This is a genomic window from Nocardia sp. GP40 (assembly GCF_050434125.1).
In the GTDB taxonomy this organism is placed as follows: Bacteria; Actinomycetota; Actinomycetes; order Mycobacteriales; family Mycobacteriaceae; genus Nocardia; species Nocardia albiluteola.
The window spans coordinates 609,210-629,316 of record NZ_JBNPVW010000002.1; the positions used below are offsets into that span (position 1 = coordinate 609,210).

The 20,107-nt window shown below is 68.1% G+C and carries 19 protein-coding genes; 5 read left to right on the forward strand and 14 right to left on the reverse strand.

Annotated elements, in window-relative coordinates; genetic code table 11:
- Positions 1-2: 2 nt before the first annotated feature.
- Positions 3-557: a hypothetical protein gene (locus ABH933_RS07385; RefSeq protein ID WP_429418589.1), complete on the reverse strand. Its 555-nt coding sequence runs from the start codon at positions 555-557 to the stop codon at positions 3-5.
- Positions 558-629: 72 nt separating this feature from the next.
- Here ABH933_RS07385 and ABH933_RS07390 point away from each other — a divergent pair, with 72 nt between their 5' ends.
- Positions 630-3,404, forward strand: a complete 2,775-nt coding sequence (locus ABH933_RS07390; RefSeq protein WP_429418591.1) for an FAD-binding and (Fe-S)-binding domain-containing protein — start codon at positions 630-632, stop codon at positions 3,402-3,404.
- Positions 3,405-3,767: 363 nt separating this feature from the next.
- Positions 3,768-4,691 carry a DNA-3-methyladenine glycosylase family protein gene (locus ABH933_RS07395; protein ID WP_429418593.1) on the forward strand — a complete coding sequence of 308 codons (924 nt, stop codon included), beginning with the start codon at positions 3,768-3,770 and terminating at the stop codon, positions 4,689-4,691.
- A gap of 5 nt (positions 4,692-4,696) precedes the next feature.
- Here ABH933_RS07395 and ABH933_RS07400 read toward each other — a convergent pair whose 3' ends face one another.
- The 8 genes from ABH933_RS07400 to ABH933_RS07435 form a co-directional block, all read right to left on the reverse strand.
- Positions 4,697-5,971: an ABC transporter substrate-binding protein gene (locus ABH933_RS07400; protein WP_429418595.1), complete on the reverse strand. Its 1,275-nt coding sequence runs from the start codon at positions 5,969-5,971 to the stop codon at positions 4,697-4,699.
- Positions 5,968-6,792, reverse strand: a complete 825-nt coding sequence (locus ABH933_RS07405; RefSeq protein WP_429419219.1) for a carbohydrate ABC transporter permease — start codon at positions 6,790-6,792, stop codon at positions 5,968-5,970. Before ABH933_RS07405 ends, ABH933_RS07400 begins: the two co-directional genes overlap by 4 nt.
- Positions 6,793-6,838: 46 nt before the next feature.
- Complete coding sequence (locus ABH933_RS07410) at positions 6,839-7,690, reverse strand: carbohydrate ABC transporter permease (RefSeq protein ID WP_429419222.1); 852 nt, start codon at positions 7,688-7,690, stop codon at positions 6,839-6,841.
- 417 nt (positions 7,691-8,107) lie between these two features.
- Entirely contained in the window at positions 8,108-8,860 is a 753-nt protein-coding gene (locus tag ABH933_RS07415; protein WP_215914923.1) for an SDR family oxidoreductase, read from the reverse strand.
- Positions 8,861-8,947: 87 nt separating this feature from the next.
- Positions 8,948-11,098, reverse strand: a complete 2,151-nt coding sequence (locus ABH933_RS07420; RefSeq protein WP_429418597.1) for a hypothetical protein — start codon at positions 11,096-11,098, stop codon at positions 8,948-8,950.
- A gap of 228 nt (positions 11,099-11,326) precedes the next feature.
- Positions 11,327-11,629 (reverse strand): hypothetical protein, encoded by a 303-nt coding sequence (locus ABH933_RS07425; protein WP_429418599.1) that lies wholly within the window; start codon positions 11,627-11,629, stop codon positions 11,327-11,329.
- The gene (locus ABH933_RS07430) at positions 11,626-11,829 is read right to left on the reverse strand and encodes a hypothetical protein (protein WP_308166186.1); all 204 of its coding nucleotides are present in this window, start codon (positions 11,827-11,829) and stop codon (positions 11,626-11,628) included. The genes ABH933_RS07425 and ABH933_RS07430 overlap by 4 nt, the downstream gene beginning before the upstream one ends.
- Positions 11,820-12,134, reverse strand: a complete 315-nt coding sequence (locus tag ABH933_RS07435) for a hypothetical protein (RefSeq protein WP_215914920.1) — start codon at positions 12,132-12,134, stop codon at positions 11,820-11,822. Before ABH933_RS07435 ends, ABH933_RS07430 begins: the two co-directional genes overlap by 10 nt.
- Positions 12,135-12,461: 327 nt before the next feature.
- Between ABH933_RS07435 and ABH933_RS07440 the strand changes: the two genes are divergently transcribed.
- From ABH933_RS07440 to ABH933_RS07450, 3 genes are all read left to right on the forward strand, one after another.
- Entirely contained in the window at positions 12,462-13,370 is a 909-nt protein-coding gene (locus ABH933_RS07440; protein WP_429418601.1) for a helix-turn-helix domain-containing protein, read from the forward strand.
- A 50-nt stretch (positions 13,371-13,420) separates the two neighbouring features.
- Positions 13,421-13,624: a DUF397 domain-containing protein gene (locus ABH933_RS07445; RefSeq protein ID WP_429418603.1), complete on the forward strand. Its 204-nt coding sequence runs from the start codon at positions 13,421-13,423 to the stop codon at positions 13,622-13,624.
- 168 nt (positions 13,625-13,792) lie between these two features.
- On the forward strand, positions 13,793-13,987 hold the full coding sequence (locus tag ABH933_RS07450; RefSeq protein WP_215914917.1) for a hypothetical protein: 195 nt from the start codon (positions 13,793-13,795) through the stop codon (positions 13,985-13,987).
- A gap of 123 nt (positions 13,988-14,110) precedes the next feature.
- Here ABH933_RS07450 and ABH933_RS07455 read toward each other — a convergent pair whose 3' ends face one another.
- The 5 genes from ABH933_RS07455 to ABH933_RS07475 form a co-directional block, all read right to left on the reverse strand.
- Entirely contained in the window at positions 14,111-14,857 is a 747-nt protein-coding gene (locus ABH933_RS07455) for a succinate dehydrogenase/fumarate reductase iron-sulfur subunit (RefSeq protein ID WP_429418605.1), read from the reverse strand.
- Between the two features lie 2 nt (positions 14,858-14,859).
- Complete coding sequence (locus ABH933_RS07460) at positions 14,860-16,800, reverse strand: fumarate reductase/succinate dehydrogenase flavoprotein subunit (RefSeq protein WP_429418607.1); 1,941 nt, start codon at positions 16,798-16,800, stop codon at positions 14,860-14,862.
- 60 nt (positions 16,801-16,860) lie between these two features.
- Positions 16,861-17,685: a hypothetical protein gene (locus tag ABH933_RS07465; protein ID WP_215915832.1), complete on the reverse strand. Its 825-nt coding sequence runs from the start codon at positions 17,683-17,685 to the stop codon at positions 16,861-16,863.
- Positions 17,686-18,385: 700 nt separating this feature from the next.
- Positions 18,386-18,676, reverse strand: coding sequence for a hypothetical protein (locus ABH933_RS07470; RefSeq protein WP_429418609.1), 291 nt, complete (start codon positions 18,674-18,676; stop codon positions 18,386-18,388).
- Between the two features lie 144 nt (positions 18,677-18,820).
- Complete coding sequence (locus tag ABH933_RS07475) at positions 18,821-19,777, reverse strand: alpha/beta fold hydrolase (protein WP_429419224.1); 957 nt, start codon at positions 19,775-19,777, stop codon at positions 18,821-18,823.
- Positions 19,778-20,107 lie beyond the last annotated feature (330 nt).

The following is a 20,107-nucleotide window of genomic DNA, read 5'->3' on the forward strand; positions in this document are numbered from 1 at the left end:
GGCTAGGCACCCAGTCCGCGACGCAGCGCGTCCACGGTGGTCTCCGGTGAGGTGTTGAAGCAGAACCGGATGCCGGGCGACGCTTCGACGACGACGTTCAGGATGCGTTCGAACAGCAGCGTATAGGCAACGTTCGCGCGGAGTCCGGCGCCGATCATCACCAGCCCGAACGGCCCGTCCGCCAGGGCCTTTCGGACCTGCCGCTCGGCCTCGTCCGGATCGTTGCCGAGGTAGCAGGGCACCGCGTCGAAGCCCGCCTCCCGCAGCGCGCCGTTTCCGGCCTCGATCCGGGCCGTCATGGTCGCCTCGTCGAGGCCGGGGAGCTTGCTGTAGTCGAGCGCGGAGGGATGAAGGCCGATGGACAGAATGCGCTCGGTCGAGGTCTGCATGCGCTCGACGGTACGCGCGGCGGCCGGGCCCGGCAGTGTGTCGTCGTCAGCTGCGGGAATGCGGGTCTGTCGGGTGGGCTCGCCGCGCGTCCCGCCGGTCGGGGGATGGTCGGCCAGTCCGTATGGCCGGGGATGGCGACCGGCTTGCGGTGGTGTCGCCGCGTCCATCCGGGGATGGCCGGCCGATCCGCATGGCCGAGGACGGCAACCGGTTCCCCCGACCCGGCATAGGCTGGCGCTATGACCCAGACGTGGCTGCGGGCGTTGCGGAACGGGATCGACGGCGAGATCGACAGTGGTTTGCGACGTCGTGCCGAGTACGCCTCGGACGCCTCGAACTACCGGGTGCTGCCCACCGCGGTCGTATTCCCGCGCGGTGACGCCGATGTGGCGGCGACGCTGGCCGCGGCGCGCGAGGCGGGGGTGTCCGTCACCGCGCGCGGTGCGGGAACGTCCGTGGCGGGCAACGCGATCGGGCCCGGTATCGTGATCGACTTCAGCAGGCACATGTCCGCGGTGCTGGGCATCGATCCCGAAAACCGTTGCGCACGAGTTCAGCCGGGAGTGGTGCTGGCGCAGCTGCAGCGCGAGGCCGCGGTGCACGGGCTCCGCTTCGGACCCGATCCATCCACCCAGAATCGATGCACGCTGGGCGGCATGATCGGCAACAACGCGTGTGGACCGCGCGCAATGGCGTGGGGCCGCACCTCCGACACCCTGCGCGAGCTGCGCATACTCGACGGAATCGGCGCCGAGCGGGTGCTCGGCGCGGGCCTGGAGTCGGTGCCCAGGCTGACGGAGTTCACCCACGCGCACCTCGCTGTCATCCGCACCGAGCTGGGCCGCTTCGACCGCCAGGGTTCCGGATACGGTCTCGAACGGCTACTGCCCGAACGCAATCCCTCGGCGGCCGGTGCCTTCGCCGGTTCCGAGGGCACCTGCGGGCTGCTGCTGGAGGCGACGGTCGAGCTGGTGCCGGTGCCCCGCAACACCGTGCTCGTGGTGCTCGGATACCCCGATATGCCCACGGCCGCAGACGATGTCAAGGCGGTGGTGGCGAGCGGGCCCACGGCGGTCGAGGGGATCGACGCCCGGTTGGTGGACGTTGTCCGGGCGCACCGGGGAACGGTCCCGGACCTGCCGAAGGGACGCGGGTGGCTGTTCGTCGAGTTGCCCGGTGACACCGCGGACGAGGCATTCGACCGGGCGGTCGCGCTGTGCCGCACCGCGCACGCACTGGATTCCCGGATCATCGCCGATTCCGGTGTGGCGGCGGGGCTGTGGCGGATCCGGGCGGACGGCGTGGGCCTGGCCGGGCGCACCCCCGAGGGACATCCGGCCTGGCCGGGCTGGGAGGACGCCGCGGTGCCGCCCGAGCATCTCGGAGCCTACCTGCGCGAGTTCGAGGAGCTGATGCGCGCGCACGGCGTCGACGGACTGATGTACGGCCACGTCGGCGACGGATGCATTCATGTCCGGCTTGATCTGCCGATAGCCGATGCGCCGCAGCGGTTCCGGAGATTCCTCGAGGATGCCGCGGATCAGGTGGTACGCCACGGCGGCTCGCTGTCCGGCGAGCACGGCGACGGCCGGGCCCGCTCGGAACTGCTCTCGCGCATGTATTCCCCGGCGGCCCTGGACGCCTTCGCCGGATTCAAGGCCCTGTTCGATCCGGACGACGTGCTGAACCCGGGAGTTCTGGTGCGCCCCAAGGCAATCGATGCCGACCTGCGGCTGGTGGGCCTGCGCCCCGCGCCCGCGGCGGGCGGATTCGCCTACCCCGCCGACGGCGACATCGGCGCGGCCGTGCATCGCTGCGTCGGAATCGGCAAGTGCCGCGCCGATTCCCGCGCCACGGGCGGTTTCATGTGCCCGTCGTACCTGGCCACCGCCGATGAGAAGGACAGCACCCGCGGACGCGCCCGGGTCCTGCAGGAGGTGGTACGCGGCGCGCTGGATTGGCGCTCGGACGAGGTCGCGGAATCGCTGGACCTGTGCCTGTCCTGCAAGGCATGCGCGTCGGACTGCCCCGCCGGGGTCGACATGGCCACCTACAAATCCGAGGTCCTGCACCGCCGCTACCGGCATCGCCTCCGCCCGATCGACCACTACGCCCTGGGCTGGCTACCGCGCTGGCTCGCCGTGGGCGTCCGGGCGCCGCGCGCGGCCAACGCCGTCGCCGCGATCGGCCCCCTCCGCCGCGCCGGCTTCCGGCTGGCGGGCATGGACCCGCGCCGGGAGATGCCGCGATTGGCGGACAAGAGCTTTCGTCGCATGTGGGCCGAGCGGGGCGCTGACACCACGACGGGCGACGATCCCGGGATCATGCTCTGGATCGACAGTTTCACCGATGCGTTCGCCCCCGAGATCGCCTGGGCCGCGGTGGAACTCATCGAGTCGCTCGGGCACCGGGTGACGATTCCCGAACGCCGGGTGTGCTGCGGGCTCACCTGGATCAGCACCGGACAGCTCGACGGTGCGCGGCGGCGGCTGCGCGGCACGCTGGCCGCGCTGGATGCCCATGTGCGCGCCGGCGGTGTCGTGGTGGGGCTCGAGCCCTCGTGCACGGCCGCGCTGCGCTCCGACCTGCCCGAGCTGCTGCCCGACGATCCACGGGCGGCGGCGACCGCGCGTGCGGTGCGGACGCTGGCCGAATTCCTGACCGGGGACCCGGCCTGGCGTGCGCCGGACCGCCGCGGGCGGACCGTCGTCGTCCAACCGCACTGCCATCAGCACGCGATCATGGGTCACGACGCGGACCGCGCACTGCTCGAGCAAACGGGCGCGAAGATCACCGAAATTGCTGGTTGCTGTGGACTTGCCGGAAATTTCGGCATGCAATCCGGACATTACGACGTATCGGTCGCGGTTGCGGAAAACGGACTATTGCCCGCCCTGCGGAGGGGCGGTGCGGGGGCCGAATTCCTCGCGGACGGTTTCTCCTGTCGTACGCAGGCGGTCCAGCTCGACGGGCGCACCGGCCGACATCTCGCCCAATTCCTGCTGGAGCACTGAGTCCTTCGCTGAAGGCGCCCGTCGCGCGAGCGCTTACGGGCTTGGGATCAGCTGCCGAACGGCAGGGTGCCCGGGGCGATCTGATACCCGGAGCTGCCGGCGAAGACCCCGCCCATGATGTTGAGGATCGCATTCAGCAGGTTGGTAATCATTCGAGCCCTCCATTGCGTATGCCAATCGATTGCCGATTAGCTCAATCGGGCTGAAAATCGTCCGGTTCGGCGGACGCGTTACACGGTACTGTTCGACGGATCAACGGTGCGGATCCCGGTTCCCCGCCCCGGGAGCAGGATCCGGCGCCGCGGATCCCGGGACGGACGGGGCGGCATCGTGGCCGATCCGCGCCCGGCGCACAATGTCCCGGTGGATACGAGGATCGATGCCGCGCGGACGGTGACCGCCGAGCGCCCGATCGATCTCGCCAACACCGTTGCGCCGCTGCGGCGCGGCCACGGTGATCCCTGTCACACCGTCGCGCGCGATGGGGCACACTGGCGGGCCTCGAGGCTGCCGACCGGCCCGGTCACCTACCGACTGGCCCAGGCCGGGCCGCGGGCGGTGACGGCTCAGGCCTGGGGTCCGGGTGCGGCGGAACTGGTCGACCGGCTGCCGGGGATGCTCTGCCTCGACGAGGACGTCGCGGACTTCGCCCCGGTGCATCCGAAGATCGCCGAGGCGCACCGGCGCCACCCGGGCCTGCGGATGCTGCGCACCGGCCTGATCTTCGAGGCGCTGGCGCCCGCGGTCCTCGAACAGCGCGTGCACACCGCGTCCGCGCGGGCGTCGTGGCGCCGGCTGGTGTGGAAATTCGGCGATCCGGCCCCGGGCCCCACCCCCGTCCCGATGCGGGTGCCGCCGCATGCGCAGACCTGGCGGCGCATCCCGTCCTGGGACTACCACCGCGCCAATGTCGATCCACAGCGCTCTCGGACCATCGTGCTGGCGGCGCGGATGGCCGACAAGCTCGAACAGGCCGCGACGATGGATCCCGCCGCCGCCGCCCAACGCCTGCGTACGGTTCCGGGCATCGGCGTGTGGACCGCCGCGGAGACCGCCCAGCGTGCCCTCGGCGACTCGGATGCCCTGTCGGTCGGCGATTTCCATCTGGCCGCGACCATCGGCTGGACCCTGCTGGGCCACCCGATCGACGACGACGCGATGGTCGAATACCTCGAACCCCTTCGCCCGCACCGCTACCGGGCCGTGCGGCTGCTGGAGATCTCCGGTCAGGCGCACAAGCCCAAGTTCGGCCCCCGCACCCCGCTGGTCGACATCACCCGCATCTGACCGGGCTAGCGCTGATCCATCGCCGCGTTCGCGGCGGCCTCGGTGCGAGACAGGGCTTCGGGCACCGGGATCCGGCCCAGAAACATCTCCGACAGTCCCTGGGTGAGCACGTCGAAGGCGGCCGGGAACCCCGGTCCGCCGCCGCTGGGGATGCGGGGACCGCGCAACACATCGAAGAAGGGCGAGACATCGATTCCTTTGTGGGCCCAGTAATCTCGATAGATGCCCTGGTCGGCGACGACGGCGGGAATGCTCGCGCCGTCCCGGGCGAGGTAGGCCTGACTCTGCGCGCCGCCGAGCCAGGCCAGCAGCCGGCGGACCGCCTCGGGGTGTGGCGTCGCGGCACTGGCCACGACGCCGATCGCGTTGTCGGTGCTGACCCGCCCTGCCGGACCCTGCGGGATCATCGCCACTCCCCATGCGAACTTCGCCTGCTGGGCGATCTGCGCGAGGTTGTACGTCCCGGACTGGAACAGCGCCAGCTTCCCCTGTAGGAAGGCATTTCTGGTGAAATCGGTGTTGTCGTTGGTGTCGGCCGCCGAAGGCGAGAGGTGCTCGGCGATCAGCCGCACCAGATAGTCGAAGGCCTGGGCACCCTCGGGGCTGTCGAAGACGAATCGCTGGTCCGGCCCCTGTAGACGCCCACCGGCCGAACCCAGGAACGGCAGCATGATCGACTGGAAATCGTTGGCGGCGTTGTACGGCCACGGCGCAACGGCCGCCAGCCGCCGCAGCAGCGGGGTGAAGGTGTCCTGCGCCGCGGGACCCCAGCGCAGCGTGGACAATTCGTCCGGGTCGACGTGTGCGGCCGCGAGCAGGTCCCGGTTGTAGTACACCGCCGTGCCGCCGTCCACGAATTGCGGTATCGCCCAGAGCTTTCCGCGGCGGGTGTACTGCGCCACGGCGGCCGGATCCCAGGCCCGCGCGGCATTCGGGCCCAGCAGCGCGCCGATGTCCATGAGCCGGCCCGCGTCGGCGTAGTCCTCGTACAGGTTCGACCAGTACACGTCGTCGGCGGTGCCCCCGGCCACGTCCAGCCGCAGCTTCTCCTGGTAGTTGGCCCACGGCACCACCGTGATCCGCACTTCCACGTCCGGATTCGCGCGCTGGAAGGCATCGAGCGAGGCCCGGTACGCGGGAACGAAACTCTGATCCCAGATCCGCATGCGCAGCACCGTGCGGCCCGATCCGTCGCCGCTGTGCCCGAGCCACAACGCCGCCGCGACGAGCAGTGCGACGCTGAGCGCCAGGCCCAGGACGACTCGTGTCGAGGTCTTCATTTCAGCCCCGTCCACGCGATCGACCGCAGCACCTGTCGCTGGAACACCACGAACAGCAGTACCAGCGGCACGATCGCCAGCGTGGTCGCGGCCATCACCAGGGTCCACTGGGCGTTGTACCGGGTCTGCAGGCTCGCGGTGGAGACGGTCAGCACCCGCCAGGTGTCCCCGCTCGAGGCCACCAGCGGCCACATGAAGTTGTTCCACTGCGACACGATGGTTATCAGCGCGAGCGTGGCGAGGATCGGGCGGCTCATCGGGACCATCACGTGGACGAGGATGTCCAGCGTGTTCGCACCGTCCAGCCGTGCGGCGCCGAGCAATTCCTCCGGGATCCCGCGGAAGTACTGGCGCAACAGGAAGATTGCGTACGGGGAGGCCAGCACGAACGGAAGAATCAACGCCCAGAACGTATTCAGCCAGTGCAGCTTCGCGAACATCAGGTACAGCGGGATGAGGGTGACCATCGAGGGCACCATCATGGTGCCGAGATAGACCCAGAACAGCGCCTCGCGGCCGGGAAATTTGGTGCGGGCGAACGCGTATGCGGCCAGGATCGAGGTGAACAGCTGTCCCCCGGTGATGAATACCGTCATCAGCGCGGTGACCAGTACCGCCCGGCCGAGTCCATGCTGCAGCACCGTCGAGAAGTTGTCCCAGGTCGGCGGATCCGGCAGAGCCAGCGCGGACTCGTTCGCGAATTGCCCGGGTGTCTTGATCGCGGTGAGCGCGCTGAGCACGAGTGGTGCCACCGTGAGCAACGCGCCGCACAAGAGCAGCAGATATACCGCGCCGGTGCGGAAAAGGCCTGGGGCGGTGATTCGTTCGGAGCGGGCGCGACACTCACGCACCGAACCGGGCGCGGTCTCAGAACTCATACGCGGTCCGATTCCGGAAGTACCGGTGCTGCGCCAGCGTGATCGCGAACATCACCACGAACACCACGATCGCCATCACCGCCGCCCGCCCCGGCCGCGCCGCGTCGAAGGCCTCGGAAAAGATCCGCATCGCCACCACATCGGTGTGGTTCCCGGGCCCGCCCCGGGTCAGCGCATACACCGAATCGAAGGTCTGGAATGCGGTGAGAACCCCTGTGACCAGGACGAAGAACATGGTCGGTCGCAGCAGCGGCAGCAGCACCCAGCGGATCCGCCGCCACCCGCTCGCCCCGTCCAGCGCGCCCGCGTCCAGGATCTCCTGCGGAATGGCCCGCAGCCCGGCCACGAAGAACAGCGCCACATAGCCGAAATTCGACCAGATGCTCACCGCGGCAACCGAGGGCAGCGCCAGGGCCGGATCGGACAGCCACTCGATCCGGCGCCCCAGCAGCGCATCGATCGCACCGCCGGTCGGCGCGAAGAGCCACTGCCACACCACGCCCACCGCGACCGGCGCGCACATCCACGGCAACGCGAAGACCACCCGCAGCGCCGTCCCGCCGCGCCGCCGGGCCAGGGGCGCGGCGACGGCGAAGCCGAGCACGGTCTGCACCGGCACCACGATGACCGCCAGCGCCAGCGTCACCAGCAGCGCATGCCCGAAATCCCGATCACCCAGTACCGCACGCCAATTGCGCAGGCCCACGAACCGCATGGGCCCCAGCAGATTCCAGCTGTGCAGGCTCAGCCAGGCCACGACCGCGATCGGCAGCAGCAGAAAACAGCCGACCCCGACCAGGCTCGGCAGCAGCAGCGCATAACTTGTCAGCGCACGACGCATCTCACGTCGGTTCACACCGTGCGAACCTACCCGTGCACCGCCGCGCTCGCTTACCACCGTCGGCGAGGTGTGTTGTGTGCCTCGCGCTGACGGTGCACATCGCCGCGATTGGTGAGCCGCACGCGGTCTGTCCCGCTCTCGCTGAATTGGCCCTCGGACATCGCTGTTGGTTGATCCCGGGGCGCGACCCGATGGGGCGCACGCCGACATCCTCCCGATCGATCATGGATTTCCGCCGATCAGCGGGTGAGGATCGATCGCACGGCGGGTGACTGCGCGCGCAGTGCTGCCGGTCGACTTCAGCCCGCCCGATGCGATCTACCCCGGTGCGGCTTCCCGTCGGAGAATCCGGACCTGGCCGTCGGCGTACCTGTAGGTCATCCAGGCGGCCGAGACCGCGAGCGGAGGGACGGCGGATCAGTTGGTGGGCCCGCCCGCGACGTAGATGACCTGCCCCGAGACGAAGCCCGCGCCCTCGCTCACCAGGAACGATGCCGTGTGCGCGATATCCTCGGGACGTCCGACCCGCTGGACCGGGATCTGAGCGGCGGCGGCCTTCTGGAAGTCCTCGAATCCGACGCCAACCCGCGCGGCGGTCGCGGCGGTCATATCGGTGACGATGAAGCCCGGGGCGATGGCATTGGCGGTGACGCCGAACTTACCCAGTTCGAACGCGAGGGTTTTGGTGAATCCCTGCATGCCCGCCTTGGCCGCGGAGTAGTTGGCCTGCCCGCGGTTGCCCAGCGCCGAGGTGCTCGACAGGTTCACGATGCGGCCCCACTTCGCCTCCACCATGTAGGACTGCACCGCGCGGGTGAGCAGGAAGGCGCCGCGCAGGTGCACGCCCATCACCGCGTCCCAGTCATCGACGCTCATTTTGAACAGCAGATTGTCGCGCAGGATGCCCGCGTTGTTGACCACCACGGTCGGCCCGCCCAGCGAGCCGGCCAGTTCCTCGACGGCCGCGGCCACCGAGGCCTCGTTGGACACGTCCGCGCCCAGCGCCACCGCCTTCCCGCCCGCATCGGTGATGGCCGCGACGGTGTCGGCACAGTGCGCCGCATCGAGGTCGAGCACGCCCACGGCCAGCCCGTCGGCGGCCAGGCGCTTGGCGACCGCGGCGCCGATCCCGCGGGCGGCTCCGGAAACTACGGCAACTTTATCGGCCATGGTGGTGTGCTCCTGTCGTCTGCTGTGGGCCAGTCCACTGAGCAGCATACGAACCGGAGAGTAGGTATCAGTTCACAACCGGGGAACTCACGAGGTCCACAGCGTCCAGACGGCGCTGTGGCCGCTGCCCTGGCAGACCAGGGCGCGGCCGTCGGAGGTCCGCGCGCTCTTGTCGGTGGCCGGGGTGCAGGCGGTGCCGTTGGTGTACACGGCGGTCGAGACGTTGTACGGCCCGGTCCAGCGGTAACCGCCGCTGCCCTGCAGGCACAACAGGGTGCTGCTGTCGGCCGCGGTGCCGATGAGTGCGGCCTGTGCGGCGGTGCACGTCTCGCCCTGGACGACGCCGACCGGCGCGCTGTTGGATGCGGCCGTCGTGGTCGTGGTGACCGGTGCGGCGGTGACCGGCGCGGTCGACGGTGCGAGCGCGGCGCTCTGCGTCGCCGGCGCGACCGTGGGGGTACCCGAGGCCGCCTGCGTATGGAACGGGTTGTGCGGCACCGTGAATCCGGACATGACCAGCAGCCCGCCGACGATCATCACCTCCGCGACGCCCATCATCATCGCGAACAGTGCCATGATGCGGCCGCGCGGATGGCCGAAGGAGATGAGCCCGAACACGATCGCCACCGGGAACAATCCCAGCAGCGCGCCGACCAGCGCGACGATCGAATACGGATTGACGATCGGCGGCGCCTCGACCCGCACCCGCCCGGACCGCCGGCGGCTCCTCGACTCGTACGACTCGTCCTCCTCGGACGCGTGCGGGCGCCGCCGCACGGTGCCGGTCTCGTATGCCTCCTCCTCGGCGGCCGCGCCCCGGCGGGATTGTCCGGTGTCGTACAGCCTTTCGGTCACCTCGACCACCTGCCGGTGCGCGCCGGTGTCGTGCGGCTGTTCCGCCGCGGGAGCCACCGGCTCGTCTGCCGCACTGTCATAGGACTCTTCGAGTTCGGAAACCGGGTTTCGGCGGGATTGTCCGGTGTCATAGGCCTTCTCTATCGCGGGAGTCGAACGGTGTGTCTGGTGTCCGCTGTCGGAGACCGGTTCCGCCACGGCGGCTGGTAGTCGGTGCGTCTGTATGTCGTCGTAGTCCGGGGCCGGTGCGGACGAGCGGATCGGCTGTCCACCGGGGTACCCGCGGTCGGGTGCGGGTAGTCGGGTGGACTGTCCGTTGATGTAGTCACGGTCGGGTGCGGGTGCGGTCGGCCGGACCGGCTGTCCGTTGGGGTGGCCGCGGTCGGTTGGTGGTCGGTGGGACTGTCCGTTGGCATAGTTCGTGGTCGGCTCGGGCAGTCGAAGCGCCTGTCCGTTACCGGACCAGTCGTCCGGCGCCCGGCCGACCTGGCCGTTGGCGTATCCGGCTTCAGAAGGGGAGGAAGACAGGCGGGCGGTATACCGGTTGCTGTCGTCTTCCGACGGGGATAGCCGGGCCGTATGCCCGTTGGTGTAGCCGACTTCCGATGGGGAGGGGGACAGTCGCGCGGTGTACCCGTTGCTGTAGTCGGCTTCCGTCGGGGCGGGAGAGAGCCGGGCTGTCCGGCCGTTGGCGTAGTTGGCCTCTGACGGCGAGGCGGGTAGTCGGGGAGCGTTCCCATTGGTGGAGTCGGCTTCCGACGGGGCGGCCGGTAATCGGGGCGCATGTCCGTTGGTGCGGTTGGCTTCTGACGGAGAAGCGGGCAGTCGGAAGGCTTGTCCGTTGGCGTAGTTGGATTCCGGCGGTGACGCGGGTAGTCGGGGCGCATGTCCGTTGGCGCCGTTGGTTTCCGATGGCGAAGCCGGTAGCCGGTGAGCGTTCCCGTTGGCGTGGCCGGCTTCCGTAGGGGAGGCCGGTAATCGGCGAGTCTGCGCGGTCGGGTAGACACCCTCGACCCCGGACGGCGCGTTCCGGACGGCCTGTCCATTGGAATAGCCCCCGTCCGATATCGGATCGGGTAGACCTGGAGCTCGTCCGTTGGCGGGGGCGCCGTTTCGCGCGGCGGATGCAGCGCGCTGTCCATTGACGTAGCGCTCATCCGGACGCCGATCCTCCCACGGCTCCGCGGCGGGCGCCTGCATCGGACTGTTCAATACCGTGTCCCAGGGATCCGCGGCGGGCGCCTGGACGGGCAGATCCACGGGCTGCCAATGCCGATCCTGTGCGGTAGGGGCCTGCACGCCGCGAGTCTGCGACTCGGCAACCGGCCACGGACCGCCCGGGGGTGCCCATCCCTCGGCGTCGGACTGGTTGCGGCGCGCCATGCGGTTCCTCTCACTCGAGCAGGAACCCTGTGCGATGGACCCGCCCCGTACCGAAGAGAATAGGTGCCAGGGCGCAGGAGCGATATCCGATCCGAATCGCGGTGTGCGTCGGCGGCCCGCGGCCGGCGGCGAATCTTCACCGTGTCGGCCCTGGTCATCGTCGTGATTCGCCGCTACCCAGGCCCGCCGGGCGTCAACCCCTTTCCGCCCGGCGGATGTGCCTGGGCCCTAATGCGCGCAGTGCTCCGACAGGACCCGCTCACCGACCATCGCCGTGCGTAGTCGCAGCATTGAACCCGCAACCCAGAACAAGAAGCGGTCGTAGCCGTTGAGCGGCACATGCGCCGGGCGGCCCCGGAACAGCGTGCGGGGCACCGGGGCGCAATGGCGGGTCGGCCTGCGGGCCGCCGGCGCGACCAGATACAGCGTGGCGCCCTTCCGGCCGGGGGCGGGAGTGTGGCGCGCGGGCGCGTCTGCCCGCCGGGCGCCGGTGCGGCTGGTAACGGCCCCTCTGACCGCCGGGGTGTTCACGGCAGGGCCCGCTCGTCGAGTACGCAGCGGCCCTCTTCGACCAGGACGGCGCGGGCTCGGCGGCGCACCCGGCACAGGTCGACCGAGCACTCCAGGTGCAATTGCATTGCGGCGTGGGCCTGTTCGACGGTCATGATGCCCGGATCGACCCCGCAACGTAGTAGTCCCGCCACGGGCATGTTCAGGTTGGTCAGCTGCACGACAGGGCTCCCTCGCGTTGTTGTCCGCGTCGTCGCGGTGGCGGCTGGTCGTCCCAGGGCTGCTGATGGATTGCCATGCCGAGTGCTTCCAGGAGCGTCAGTCCCACCTTGGTCGCCAGACCCCCGACCGAATCGAGCAGTGGGGGCACCGCTTCGGCAACCTGCAATGCGGCCACCGCCTGTGCACAGGTCAGGGTCCGGCCGGGCAGATACGAGACCACCCAGCCCTCCTGCCCGACGCTGCGGGCCCTGTGGGGGGTGCGGTCGCTGGTCATCAACGACGACCCGATGACGTGTACTGCCATGACTCCTCGTTCCTGCGTGCGAATCCTGATGGTGCCCGGAGGTTTCGAGATCGCGCCGTCCACAGAGCGCGTGTACCAGAGATGTTAACTCCGAGCACACATCCAGCATCCGCCAATCGCCGTAGGGACGCGCCCGGATTGGATATCCATGGCGAATTCGGGCGAATGTCCAGCAGCGAATCCATCTGGGGGAGGAAGATTCTCCATAGTGGACGAGAGGCCCCCTGTCGATGCGACGGAGGCCGGGGCGGGGAGCGCGCAAGGGGGCTCCACTCTCCCCCGGCCAGTGCTTGATGCCGGCGGCATCCGAATGGAACGGAGTGTGCTGTGCCTGAAAGTTCCGAAACGAGTGCCGACAACACCTCGTCGTCGACCCTGCCGAGACGCCAGCTCGGAAGACACCTGCGGGACTGGCGAACTCAGTCGGGTCAGACCATCGCGGAGGCGGCGCGGCTGATGGAGTGGGGCGCTAGCACGCTGCAGCGCCTGGAGAAGGGACAGGCAGATCGCATACGCACCATAGACATTCAGGAACTTTGCCGCATCTACGGCATCCCGGAGGAATTCGCCGAGGGACTCAAGGGCCTGGCCCAGCAGGCCGCGGTGAAGAGCTGGTGGCACGCCTACGGTGACCTGATCCCCGAAAACTTCGATGTCTTCGTGGGTTTGGAGGCATCGGCGCAGCGCCTGACCTCCCACCAGTCTGAACTGGTTCCGGGCCTGCTGCAGATCGCCGAATACGCCCGTGCGCTGAACGGCCTGGGCTATCCCGGGGACACCGAGGCGGAGCTGGAGCGGCGGGTCCAGCTGCGACTTCAGCGGCAGGCCTTGATAACTCGCAGAAATCACCCGGCAACCCTGAACGTGGTGCTGGACGAGTCCGTGTTGCGCCGCGTCGTCGGAAGTGCAAGGGTGATGGCGGCGCAGCTTCGGCACTTGGCCGACATCAGTACTCGGGACAATGTCACGCTGCGCATCTTGCCCTTCGCAGCCGGTGTCCCCCTGGGGCTTTCGCCAGGCCCGTTCGTAATTCTCGAGTTCGGTACCGACAGCAAGGGGCAGCCGGTGGAGCCTCCCGTGGTGTACGTGGAGGGTTTCACCGGAGACCTGTATCTCGAGAGGAAAGCCGACGTGTGTCGGTATCGACAGGCGCACGAGGCTCTGCAGCGCAGCGCGTTGGACGTTGACAGCAGCAGGCAACTGCTTCGGCAGATCGCGAAGGAATACATGGCATGAGTGGGGTCCCGCGCTGTGCGAACCGCGCTCGCGCCGGAAAGGACGAGAGGATGAGCACAGAGCTGGACGGCGCTCGGTGGTTCAAGAGCAGTCGTAGCGGCGCGGGCAAGGAGTGCGTCGAGGTCGCTTTTCTAGGCACCGGGCGGGTCGGCATCCGGGACAGCAAGAATCCGGGCGGTCCGGCGCTGATCTTCGGCCCGGACGACTGGGCGTCGTTCACCTCGGCGGTGTGCGGCGGGCGCTTCGACCACTGATCGCCGCACGCTGGGCGGGTCCGGCATCCGGGCGCGGACCCGCCCGGGGTGCCATCGGCGTGGCCGAATATTCGCTGTTCGGCCCGAGTGGCGGTGATGATCACGAAACGGTGGCCGTTGTGCAACGAAACCATGTTTGCCAATGTCTGTTATGGGTAAGCCCTATATGTGGACCGAGGGCTGAAAAATACTCCGCGGTACCGCAAGCCGTTGCCCGGCGATTGGGTGGAACGCCTGATTGTGGGAATGCTGTTCGCGGTATCGGCCGGCGGTGTGTACACACTGACCGGGGCGGTGTTTTCGGCGTTGCTCATCGGCCTGCTCGTCGCGGGCGTGGCCGTCGGGGTGGTCACCCAGCTCTAGCCCGCCGCGGGCCCACGCCGCGAGGCTGATTCCCAGGCCAGGGCCCTGCCGTAAAGCATTCCCACCGAACACCACACTGCCCCGTCCCGATCGACCATCGGGACGGGGCAGTGTGGTGTCCGGCTACCGCCGGAAGAGCTTGTTGCCCAGCCAGGCGATCGGATCGTATTTCCGGTCGGCGACCCGTTCCTTCATCGGAATCAGGGCGTTGTCGGTGATCTTGATATGTTCCGGGCACACATCGGTGCAGCACTTGGTGATATTGCAGAGGCCCAGACCGAATTCGTCCTGCGCCATATCACGACGATCGGCCACATCCAGCGGGTGCATTTCCAGCTCCGCGACCCGCATCAGATACCGCGGGCCCGAGAAGGCGGCCTTGTTGTCCTCGTGATCGCGCACCACGTGACAGGTGTTCTGGCACAGGAAGCACTCGATGCACTTGCGGAACTCCTGCGACCGCTCCACGTCGACCTGCTGCATCCGGTAGTCACCGGGCTTCAGGTCGGCCGGTGGGGTGAACGACGGGATCTCCCGGGCCTTCTGATAGTTGAACGACACGTCGGTCACCAGATCGCGGATCACCGGGAAGGTGCGCATCGGGGTCACCGTCACGACCTCCTCCCGGGTGAAGGTGGACATGCGCGTCATGCACAGCAGCCGCGGGCGGCCGTTGACCTCGGCCGAACAGGATCCGCACTTGCCCGCCTTGCAGTTCCAGCGCACGGCCAGATCGGGCGCCTGGGTGGCCTGCAGACGGTGGATGATGTCGAGCACGACCTCGCCCTCGTTCACCTCGACGGTGAAGTCCGCCAGGGCGCCACCCTCGGTGTCGCCGCGCCATACTCGGAATTGGGCGTCGTAACCCATTGCTACGCATCCCCTTTCACGGAGGATTCTGCTGCCGCCGGATGATCGACGAGTTCTGCAGGGGTGTAATACTTCTCGAGTTCGCCGAGGTCGAATAGCGCGAGCAGCTCCTCGCGCATCGGCTGCTGCGGCTCGATGGTGACGGTGACCGCGGGCACGGTCTGGCCCACCCCGTCCGGATCGACTCGGCAGACCAGCAGCGTATTGCGCCAGTCCGCGTCCATCTTCGGATGATCGTCGCGGGTGTGCCCGCCCCGGCTCTCGGTGCGCAGCAGCGCCGCGTGGGCCACACATTCGCTGACCAGCAACATGTTTCGCAGATCCAGCGCCAGGTGCCAGCCCGGGTTGAACGCCCGCTTGCCCTGCACGGTGACGTGGTCGAAGCGCTCGCGCAGCTCGCCGAGCTTCTCGATGGCCTCCTGCAGCTCGTGTTCCTTGCGGATGATGCCGACCAGATCGTTCATGGTCTGCTGCATGTCGGAGTGCAGGGTGTACGGGTTCTCGGCCGCGCCGTCGGCGGGCGGATCGAACGGCGCCAGCGCGGTTTTCTCGGCCATCTCGATATCGGCCTCGGACACCGCGGGACGATCGGCGAGCCCCTCGACGTAGGAGGCCGCGCCCAGGCCCGCGCGGCGGCCGAAGACCAGCAGGTCCGACAGCGAGTTGCCGCCGAGCCGGTTGGATCCGTGCATGCCGCCGGAACATTCACCGGCAGCGAACAATCCGGGCACCGCCGCGGCCCCGGTGTCCGGGTCCACCTCGATACCGCCCATGACGTAGTGGCAGGTCGGCCCGACCTCCATCGGCTCGCTCGTGATGTCCACGTCCGCAAGCTCTTTGAACTGATGGTGCATCGAGGGCAGCCGCCTGAGGATCTCCTCGGCGGGCAGCCGGGAAGCGATATCGAGGTAGACGCCGCCGTGCGGGGTGCCGCGGCCCGCCTTGACCTCCTCGTTGATGGCGCGAGCCACCTCGTCACGCGGGAGCAGGTCCGGGGTGCGGCGCGCGGAATCGTTGTCGCGCAACCACTGATCGGCCTCCTCCTCGGTCTCGGCGTACTGCCCCTTGAAGACCGCGGGAATGTAGTCGAACATGAACCGCTTGCCCTCGGTGTTCTTCAGCACCCCGCCGTCGCCGCGCACACCCTCGGTGACCAGGATGCCCTTCACGCTCGGCGGCCAGACCATTCCGGTCGGATGGAACTGCAGGAACTCCATGTTGATCAGCGTCGCCCCGGCCCGCAGCGCCAGCGCGTGCCCGTCGCCGGTGTACTCCCAGGAATTGGAGGTCACCTTGTAGGACTTGCCGATTCCGCCCGTCGCCAGCACCACCGCAGGGGTCTCGAACAGGATGAAGTTGCCCGATTCGCGCCAGTACCCGAAGGCCCCGGCGATCCGGTCGCCGTCCTTGATCAGGTCGGAGATGGTGCATTCGGCGAAAACCTTGATGCGCGACTCGTAGTCGCCGGTGGCCGCGAAATCCTCCTGCTGCAGCGAGACGATCTTCTGCTGCATGGTGCGGATGATCTCGAGGCCGGTGCGGTCGCCGACGTGCGCCAGGCGCGGATAGGTGTGGCCGCCGAAGTTGCGCTGGCTGATTCGCCCGTCCGCCGTCCGATCGAACAGCGCCCCATAGGTTTCCAGCTCCCAGACCCGGTCGGGGGCCTCGAGGGCGTGCAGCTCGGCCATCCGCCAGTTGTTCAGGAACTTCCCGCCACGCATCGTGTCCTTGAAATGCGTTTGCCAGTTGTCCTTCTCGTTGGCGTTGCCCATCGACGCCGCGCAGCCGCCCTCGGCCATGACGGTGTGCGCCTTGCCGAACAGCGACTTGCACACCACCGCGACTGACAGGCCGTGTTCGCGCGCCTCGATCACCGCGCGCAGTCCGGCGCCGCCGGCACCGATCACCACGACGTCGTACTTGTGCCGTTCGACTTCAGGCATGGAACCGAATACTCCTGTAAGGGCAGGGATTTGGGGATGGTGAGGGGACCACTGCGGCGATCAGTTGACGAACCGGAGGTCCGTGAGGGTGCCGCTGGCCACGAGCATGACGTAGAAGTCGGTCAGCGCGAGGGTGCCCAGCGTGGTCCACGCCAGCGTCATGTGACGAGTGTTCAGCTTGGACACCTGGGTCCAGAACCAGTACCGCACCGGATGCGCGGAGAAGTGCTTCAGGCGCCCGCCCGCGATGTGCCGGCAGGAGTGGCACGAGAGCGTGTAGGCCCACAGCAGAATCACGTTGGCCACCAGGATGATGTTGCCCAGCCCGAAGCCGAATCCGCCGGTCTTGCCGTGGAAGGCCATGATCGCGTCGTAGGTGTTGACCAGCGAGACGATGACCGCGATGTAGAAGAAGTAGCGGTGTGCGTTCTGGATGATCAGCGGAAGTTTGGTCTCGCCGGTGTATTTCGCGTGCGGCTCGGCCACCGCGCAGGCCGGCGGGGAGAACCACACCGAGCGGTAGTAGGCCTTGCGGTAGTAGTAGCAGGTCAACCGGAACAGCAGCAGGAACGGCAGGGCCAGGAAGCCGAGCGGAATCCAGCTCGGCAGCGCGCCCACCCAGTGGCCGAAGTGGCTGGCGCCCGGCGCGCACGAGGTGCTGATGCACGGCGAATAGAACGGCGTCAGATAGTGGTAGTCCGGGACCCAATAGGCCGTCCGCACAAAGGCTCTGACCGTTGCGTATATGACGAATGCGGCCAGCCCGAGCACCGTCGCCAGCGGGGGTACCCACCAACGGTCGGTGCGCAGTGTGCGGTCCGCGATTCGTGCCCGGCCCCGGCTGAAGACTCCCGTGCCCGAATCGGTAGCTGAACGTGTTGCCAGTTCGCTCACAGCAGAATGCCTCGCTGATCTACCCCGTGGAACGTCATCGTTACCTCCGGCATCGAATGTGATGCTGAGCACCATACGGCACCTGCGCTATGGCCTGTCACGAGTCTCAGGAATATCGACCCGGCTCGATTCATATGATTTGCGCCACATTTTCTGATCATGGCCGGGCGTGCCGGAGGCGGGCGAACCCTAAGCAAATCTAATGAACTCGGTTGGCCAACAAGGTCATTCGGCACGGATTCGAATCGGTGCGTTTCGTATCGGAACTACCTTGCCGCGCTCCCGCGCACCAGCAACAACCCGGCGGACCATGATCGACGGGCGGGCGGAGCGTCCGCATCGATAGCGGCCGGGCATCGCCGATAGGGGTGTTCGGCGTATCCGAATGGCGGCGGGTGGGCGATGCGGTAGCTGGGCGAGTGGGCGCCGGAGGCGGCCGTCGCGCGCGAGTGGGGTGATCCGGTCGGTCGCAACAAGCCCGGCGATGCGAGCGGAACATCGCTCGGGCCCTTCGGCAGTTCCCAGGCTCGGCGGCCCAGGTGAACAGTCTGCCGTGTGGGGCGGCGACGCGTAGACGGCAGAAGCGGATCGGGCTTGGCGACACGGCAAAGCCCGGCCAGGGCACGCGCATCCAAGGACACGCACCGACGCGCCCGGCCGGACTACGCGAGGGGATTACGAAGCTGGATACCTATTTGGTGCGAGGCCGGGAGTGGAAGCCGAGGCCCTCGTCCTGTGCGCCCATCCACGCCGCCTCGTCGGACTTGCTGTCGGGCACGTAGATGACCTCCTGCTCGCGGCGTGAGGTGATCTCCGGTGGCGGCGCCTGCTCGAAGTCTTCGGAGTCGAGGAGCAGCCGCTCGAGGTCGTTTTCCAGACGCCGCACGGGATTGGCGTTCCCGTAGTGGTCCCGCAGCGTGCCGATGCACTTCTGCAGCTGGCTGACGACGGTATGGAGCTCTGCAATATCGCTGCGTGTCATCGAAACCTCCTCGAGCCCGTGTGGTGGACGACCGCTGCGCTGCGCCGCCCGAGTGTGCGATCCTGTGACTGACCGCACATCGTGATCTACAACACAGTAGCGGATCTTTGGCATCTTGGCTCGTCCGGAGCCTGAAACGCCTTGTCATCCGGCCGCGGCCAGTGCCGTGCCCGGTCCGCTCGTCGCGCCCCGCGCACGCTCGACGAGGGCGACGACCGCGACGGCTACCTCCTGTGGACGCTCCAGGATCACGCTGTGTCCCGCGCCGTCGAGGCGGACCAGTTCGGCCCCCGACAGCTGCGAGGCGAGCACCACCGAGTGTGCGAACGGGATCAGGATGTCGGCCGAACCGGCCAGCACCAGGGTCGGCAGATCGGCCAGCAGCCGCAGCGTCGAGTTCTCGTCGAACCGGATCAGCGAATCCAGGAAGCAGGCCATGGTCAGCAGCGGCGTGTCGTTGATCATGGTGGTGGCGAGGGCGAGCATGCGCGGGCTCACCGCCCGGGTGCCGAAACTTGCCTCGCGGATGATCGGTTCGAAGAGGTGACGGCTGAACCGCTTGGACGCCTGCATGACCCGCGGCGCCCGGCGCACCGCGACCTGTAGCGAGGTCACGGTGTGCCGGTTCAGGAACCGGGCCAGCCCGACGTGGGCGATGCCGCCGGCCGCCGCGGCGATCAGGCCGATGCCGGCGACGCGCGTGCCGATCGCCGCGGGAAACAGCCGGGCATAGGCGAGCACGACCATCGCGCCCATCGAATGTCCCACCAGGACAACCGGCCCCGCGGGGGCCACCGCGCGCAGCACCGCGTCCAGATCCCGGCCGAGCTGATCGATGGTGTAGGCGGCCGGGTCGGACGCGCCGGAGGCGCCGTGGCCGCGGTGGTCGTAGCGCACCATGCGCGCACCGCCGCCGGACCATTCCCCGTGCGAGAGCAGCTGTTCGCACACCAGGGACCAGGAGTCGGCGCGCAGGCAGTGGCCGTGTACGAACACGACGGTGAGTGGTGCGTCGGACGGGCCGAATTCGCGCACGGCGAGCGGGGTTCCGTCGTCCGCGCTGACGGTGATGTGATGGCCGTCGTAGTCGGCGGCGCGCACAGGTCCTACCCGCCCCGTGGGCTCCGCAGGACCCGCCGACTTGCCATCTCCTGTTGGTATGGACACAACGCCTCCTGTAAGAGTCGCTCTTGCCCGGTTGTCGGTAGATATTTCCGGCGTGTTAACCGCTCTAACCGGCCGTTATGCACATGTTGTGCGATTGTCGCCGCGCGTCGATTGCGGGCGGGCCGGTGTGGAGCCGGACGCTTACAGGTGTCATTAGGGAGGGTTCCCGATGGGTTTCTACCAATTTCTAGCCGATCTCTTATAGATCGATATAGATGCCCGCCTCGTGAGTTCTCAGATCTTTATACGACAATCTAGTAAATT

Bases quoted from the DNA above. Each gene is read 5' to 3' on its own strand.
- ABH933_RS07385 (WP_429418589.1), bottom strand. From the start codon at position 557: ATGGACGCGGCGACACCACCGCAAGCCGGTCGCCATCCCCGGCCATAC.
- ABH933_RS07390 (WP_429418591.1), top strand. From the start codon at position 630: ATGACCCAGACGTGGCTGCGGGCGTTGCGGAACGGGATCGACGGCGAG.
- ABH933_RS07400 (WP_429418595.1), bottom strand. From the start codon at position 5,971: ATGAAGACCTCGACACGAGTCGTCCTGGGCCTGGCGCTCAGCGTCGCA.
- ABH933_RS07410 (WP_429419222.1), bottom strand. From the start codon at position 7,690: ATGCGTCGTGCGCTGACAAGTTATGCGCTGCTGCTGCCGAGCCTGGTC.
- ABH933_RS07415 (WP_215914923.1), bottom strand. From the start codon at position 8,860: ATGGCCGATAAAGTTGCCGTAGTTTCCGGAGCCGCCCGCGGGATCGGC.
- ABH933_RS07420 (WP_429418597.1), bottom strand. From the start codon at position 11,098: ATGGCGCGCCGCAACCAGTCCGACGCCGAGGGATGGGCACCCCCGGGC.
- ABH933_RS07435 (WP_215914920.1), bottom strand. From the start codon at position 12,134: ATGGCAGTACACGTCATCGGGTCGTCGTTGATGACCAGCGACCGCACC.
- ABH933_RS07445 (WP_429418603.1), top strand. From the start codon at position 13,421: ATGAGCACAGAGCTGGACGGCGCTCGGTGGTTCAAGAGCAGTCGTAGC.
- ABH933_RS07455 (WP_429418605.1), bottom strand. From the start codon at position 14,857: ATGGGTTACGACGCCCAATTCCGAGTATGGCGCGGCGACACCGAGGGT.
- ABH933_RS07460 (WP_429418607.1), bottom strand. From the start codon at position 16,800: ATGCCTGAAGTCGAACGGCACAAGTACGACGTCGTGGTGATCGGTGCC.
- ABH933_RS07470 (WP_429418609.1), bottom strand. From the start codon at position 18,676: ATGACACGCAGCGATATTGCAGAGCTCCATACCGTCGTCAGCCAGCTG.